Below are 4,441 nucleotides of genomic sequence, written 5' to 3'. Positions count from 1 at the left end.
GGTACTGGCCGTGCTCAGCGGGCTCGCCGTCATCGCGTGAGCCCCCGGCTCACAGCCGAGGCAGCCTCTCGAGGTGTCTGTCGTCCATCCCGCCGCCTTAACCAGGAGCTGCACTCAGAAAGGGTCGTTTCTGACCCGCCTCGGGGGTGATCTTCGGTGAACAAGGTTCGACCAGGTGGCGTCGAGCCGTAACTAGCGTGCGAATTCAACGTGTCGCCACGGTGGTGGTGGTACCGATTGTGGGACGCTGCGGCGGTGGCGCGGTACGGGTACGCGCGGGTCTCGACCCGTTCGCAGACCGATGACTCCCAGCTCGATGCGTTGCGCGCGGCGGGGTGTGAGCGGGTGTGGACCGATACCGCGTCGGGGAAGCTGGCGCGGCGCCCGGAGTGGGACCGGTGTCTGGAGTATTTGCGGGCCGGGGACGAGCTGGTGATCACTCGGCTGTCGCGGATGGCGCGTTCGGTGCGTCACCTGACCGAGGTCGCGGCGTTGCTCGATGAGCGCGGTGTGGACCTGGTGGTGCTCAAGCAGGGCATCGACACCACGACGGCGGCGGGGCGGTTTCTGTTCCACGTGATTGGTGCGATGGACGAGATGCTGGCCGACCTGATCAGTGAGGGCACCCTGGAGGGCCTGGAGGCGGCTCGGGCCCGTGGTCGCACCGGGGGTCGGAAGCCGAAGCTTTCGCAGCGCCAGGTGCTGATCGCCCGGCAGATGTATGACGAGACCGGCGTCGACGGGAAGCGTCGGTACACCGTTGCCGAGATCGCCGAGACGTTCCATGTGTCGCGCAAGACGATCTACCGCCACCTCGACGGTTCGCCCCGGGTGGCGCCGGCGGAGCGGAGGTAGCGATGGGGTCTCGGCCGGTCGGGGTGGCGTATCGCCAGGCCTGTGGCATCCGTTGTTCGGGGTGCGGGCAGGTACCGACGAACCCGATCACACGCGCGGAGGTGGCGATGACGTGGCTGCTGCCGGGCCCGGGCGGGGTGAGGCAGGCCCGGTTCTGCCGTGGCTGCGTCCCGGACGGGCCGGTCGCTGACCTGGCGTGTGTGCGCTGCGGTGATGGGCCGCTGCTGGGCGGAGTGCTGGCCGCCGGCGACCCGGCGGCCATCGTGGTGGTGCAGGACTGGATGTCGAGGACTGGGTGGCGAACCTCTGGGCCGGTGTGCCCGGACTGTGTCGGTGAGCTGGGGCGATGAGTCGGGTGGACCCGCAGGTCAAGGCGTTGTTGGTGGCGCGGCTGCGGGAACGTCGCCGAGCGGGTGAGCCGATCGGGGACGAGGTTCGTCGGGTGGCTCGGAGCTGAGCGTGAGCGCGCGCTCGGTGTGGCGTTGGGTCGCGGTGTTCACCGAGCCGGAGGACGGGGCCCGGTCGGATCGCTACGAGCTGACCAAAGCGGACCTGGACGCGTTCGCGAACTGGGAGGGCAACGTCGCGGCGGTGCACCGCGAGCTGCACGCCGGCCGCCCGGACGGGCTGTCGGTGCGCCGGTTGCAGCGCGCTTTCGCCGCGCAGCTGACTCCGGGTCAGCGGGCCGGGTTGGTGGAGGGCGTGGAGGGGCGGCGCCGGTATGAGGTGTATCTGCGGTGGGCGCCGCCGGCCCGGAATGCGATGTGGGAGGGCGACCACGTCGAGCTGCCGGTGCTGGTGTTGGCGCCGCGGGCCCAGCGCCCGGTCAAGCCGTGGGCGACGGTGTTCATCGACGGCTTCTCGCGGTTGGTGATGGGGTGGGCGATCTCGCTGCGTCCGAACTCGGGGACCGTGCTGGCCGCGGTGCGCGGCGGGATCGTGGTCGACCCGGCGCGGGGCCCGTTCGGCGGTGTCCCGGCGGTGCTGCGCACCGATCACGGGTTGGAGTTCACCGCGGCCGCGCTGCGCCGTTCGTGCGCGGCGCTCGGGGTGGAGCTGGCCCCGGCCCCGCCCTACACCCCGCATCTGAAGGGCAAGGTGGAGCGGTGGAACCGGACGCTGGTGCAGGAGTTCCTGTCCGGGTTGCCGTTCTACACCGGCGGGCCGCGCGCGGTCGACGGCACGCTGCTGGGCCCGGACGCCGACCCGATGGCGCTCGGGTTGTTCGTGGACCGCTTCGCCGCCTGGGTCGCCGACTACAACACCGTCCGGGTGCACTCCGCGGTGGGCGGCACGCCGCTGCGGCGCTGGAACCAGGACGCGACCCCGCTCCGGGAGGTCCCGGCCGAGGCGCTGCGCTGGATGCTGCTGGCCGATCGGGAGCGCACGGTCAACCGTGACGGGGTGCATCACGACGGGGTCCGGTTCCTGGCTCCGGAGCTCAACGGCCTGGTCGGTGAGCGGGTCCAGGTCCGTTACATGCCCCACGACCGGCGCAGCATCGAGGTGTTCCGGGGTGATGTGTGGTTGGCGACCGCGTTCGCGCAGGACACGTTGACCGACGAGCAACGCGCGGCGGTGCTCGAGCGGCGCCGCGCGGACGCCGCCGAGCTCGGCCGCCGTCAGCGCTGGGCGAGTCGCCGGGCCCGCGCCCAGCTGGCCCCGATCACCGAGCCCGGCCCGGTCACCGACACCACCGTCGTCACCGCCGCGGCCGCGGGCGCTGAGCGCCGCGAACCGATGTCGGGCCGGCCCGGCCGGGAGCGGCGGGGCGATGAGGCGCTGCGCCGGCTGGCGCGTACGAACCTGCTCGACCTGAAGACCGACTTCGCGTTCTGGAACCCCGACATCGCCACCGCTGCCACCGGGGCCGACCTCGATGACCTGGCCGGCCCGCCCGCCGCTGCCGTCGAGCCGAGAGAGAGTGAAAGCCGCTGATGGGTCACCACTTCCTGGACATCGCCGGGGCGCGCACGCTGCCCACCCCGGGCCTGGTCGCGACCGACCAGGCCGTCGAGCACGTCGTGGCGGCGGCGGCGATGGGCGTGGTGCACGGCCCGGCGGGGCTGGGCAAGAGCTACGCGGTCGAACGGGCCCTGGCCCGGCACGCCGGGGTGGCGGTGTCGTGGGTGGAGTTCCCGTCCCGGCCGACGATGCGCCTGGTCGCGGCAACCCTGTTCGAGCAGCTCACCCGCGACCCGGCCGGGCGGCGCAGCCGGTTCGTGCTCACCGACGAGCTGCTCGAGTCCCTCGGGCGCGGGCCGCGGGCGGTGGTGGTCGATTTTGCCGACCGCAGATAGACCTGTACGCGCCGTCCGTCCTGCGTGGTTCCGGGGACGTCCCGTGGTTGTTTACCGACCGGGTTCGGGATGTCCGTCCTGTTCGGAGATCAACGCGGAGGACGTGTGGCACGGCAAGTGGTGATCGGGGATCTTCGGGTCCAGCAGATCCAGCGCAAGGACGGACGGCGGTCCTGGACGATCGTGTGGCCAGAAGGGACCGAGCACCATCAGGCGGACCGGTTTCTGCGCGAGTACGACGGCTCGGGCACGCAGCGCACCTACGCCTATCTCTTGGTCGATCACCTGCGCTGGCTGGAACGCGAGTGCTTGGCCGTCGACGACGTGGGTTTTCGCGACCTGGAGCGTTACATGGGCATCGTCGGCGCGGAGGTCCGCATGCCGCTGGGCGAGCCGTGGCGGGTCGGCAAGCGTCCCTACGGCCGCTCGGCTCTGGCGACGACGGCGGCCTGCCTGAAGGGCTTCTACCTGCATCAAGCCTCACTCGGGATCACCACCGAGTTGGGCAAGCGACTGGACACCAGCAGGTTGCCCTCTCGGGCGGACCGTCGCCGCTCGTTCCTCGGGCACACCGCGCAGGCGATACCGAGCAACCCACTGGCCCCGCAGGGCCCCCACCGGCGTCATCCGAAGATGCTGCCCGACGGGGCGCGGGAGGAGCTGCTGGCCACGGTGAGCTCGGCCCGGGACCGGCTCGTGGTGACCTGGCTGGCCGATGGGGGCCTTCGGGTCGGGGAACTGTGCGGGCTTCACCTGATTGATCTGCACCTGCGGGAGAACGCGGCGTGCGGGCAGTGCCGGTCGCCGCATCTGCACGTCTGCCACCGGCCCGCCAACCCCAACCAGGCCGCGGCCAAGACCAAGCACCCCTGGCGGATCGAGCAGGGCACGGTGACCGGCGGGCTGATCAGGCGGGTCAGCCCGGCGATGATCCACGCCTACTTCGACTACATCACCAGCGAATATCCGCGCGGGCGGGCACAGCACGCGATGTTGCTGGTCCAGTTGCACGGCGCCAACGCCGGGCAGCCCTGGGCGCCGGCCGGGGCCCGCCGCATGCTCGCCCGGGCCGGGCAGCGGGCAAGCCTGGGGAGGGTCAAGCCGCACGCGTTCCGGCACAACTTCGCCTCCGCGGTGCTCGACGCCTCGCACGGGAACCTGCTGATCGCCCGCGACGCCGGCGGCTGGGCCTCAGCGGCCATGGTGGACGAGGTCTACGGGCACGTCGACGTGCACGACCCAGCCTTCGACGCAGCGCTGCGTCAGGTGTGGGGTGAGGGCTCGTG

General features: G+C 71.7%; 4 protein-coding genes. All 4 read left to right on the top strand.

What is annotated here, in order from left to right:
* The first annotated feature begins 255 nt into the window (after positions 1-255).
* Positions 256-855, top strand: coding sequence for a recombinase family protein (locus tag I4I78_RS30660; RefSeq protein ID WP_218615002.1), 600 nt, complete (start codon positions 256-258; stop codon positions 853-855).
* A gap of 459 nt (positions 856-1,314) precedes the next feature.
* Positions 1,315-2,793: a Mu transposase C-terminal domain-containing protein gene (locus I4I78_RS30655; protein ID WP_218615001.1), complete on the top strand. Its 1,479-nt coding sequence runs from the start codon at positions 1,315-1,317 to the stop codon at positions 2,791-2,793.
* Entirely contained in the window at positions 2,793-3,155 is a 363-nt protein-coding gene (locus I4I78_RS30650) for an AAA family ATPase (protein WP_218615000.1), read from the top strand. Before I4I78_RS30655 ends, I4I78_RS30650 begins: the two co-directional genes overlap by 1 nt.
* A 105-nt stretch (positions 3,156-3,260) precedes the next feature.
* On the top strand, positions 3,261-4,441 hold a 1,181-nt coding region (locus I4I78_RS34060; RefSeq protein WP_218614999.1), incomplete at its 3' end, for a tyrosine-type recombinase/integrase.

The sequence above is a fragment of the Pseudonocardia sp. KRD291 genome, assembly GCF_019263595.1.
GTDB lineage: Bacteria > Actinomycetota > Actinomycetes > Mycobacteriales > Pseudonocardiaceae > Pseudonocardia.
The sequence above is the reverse complement of the archived record's forward strand: the minus strand, read 5'-3'. Positions and strand labels throughout refer to the sequence as shown.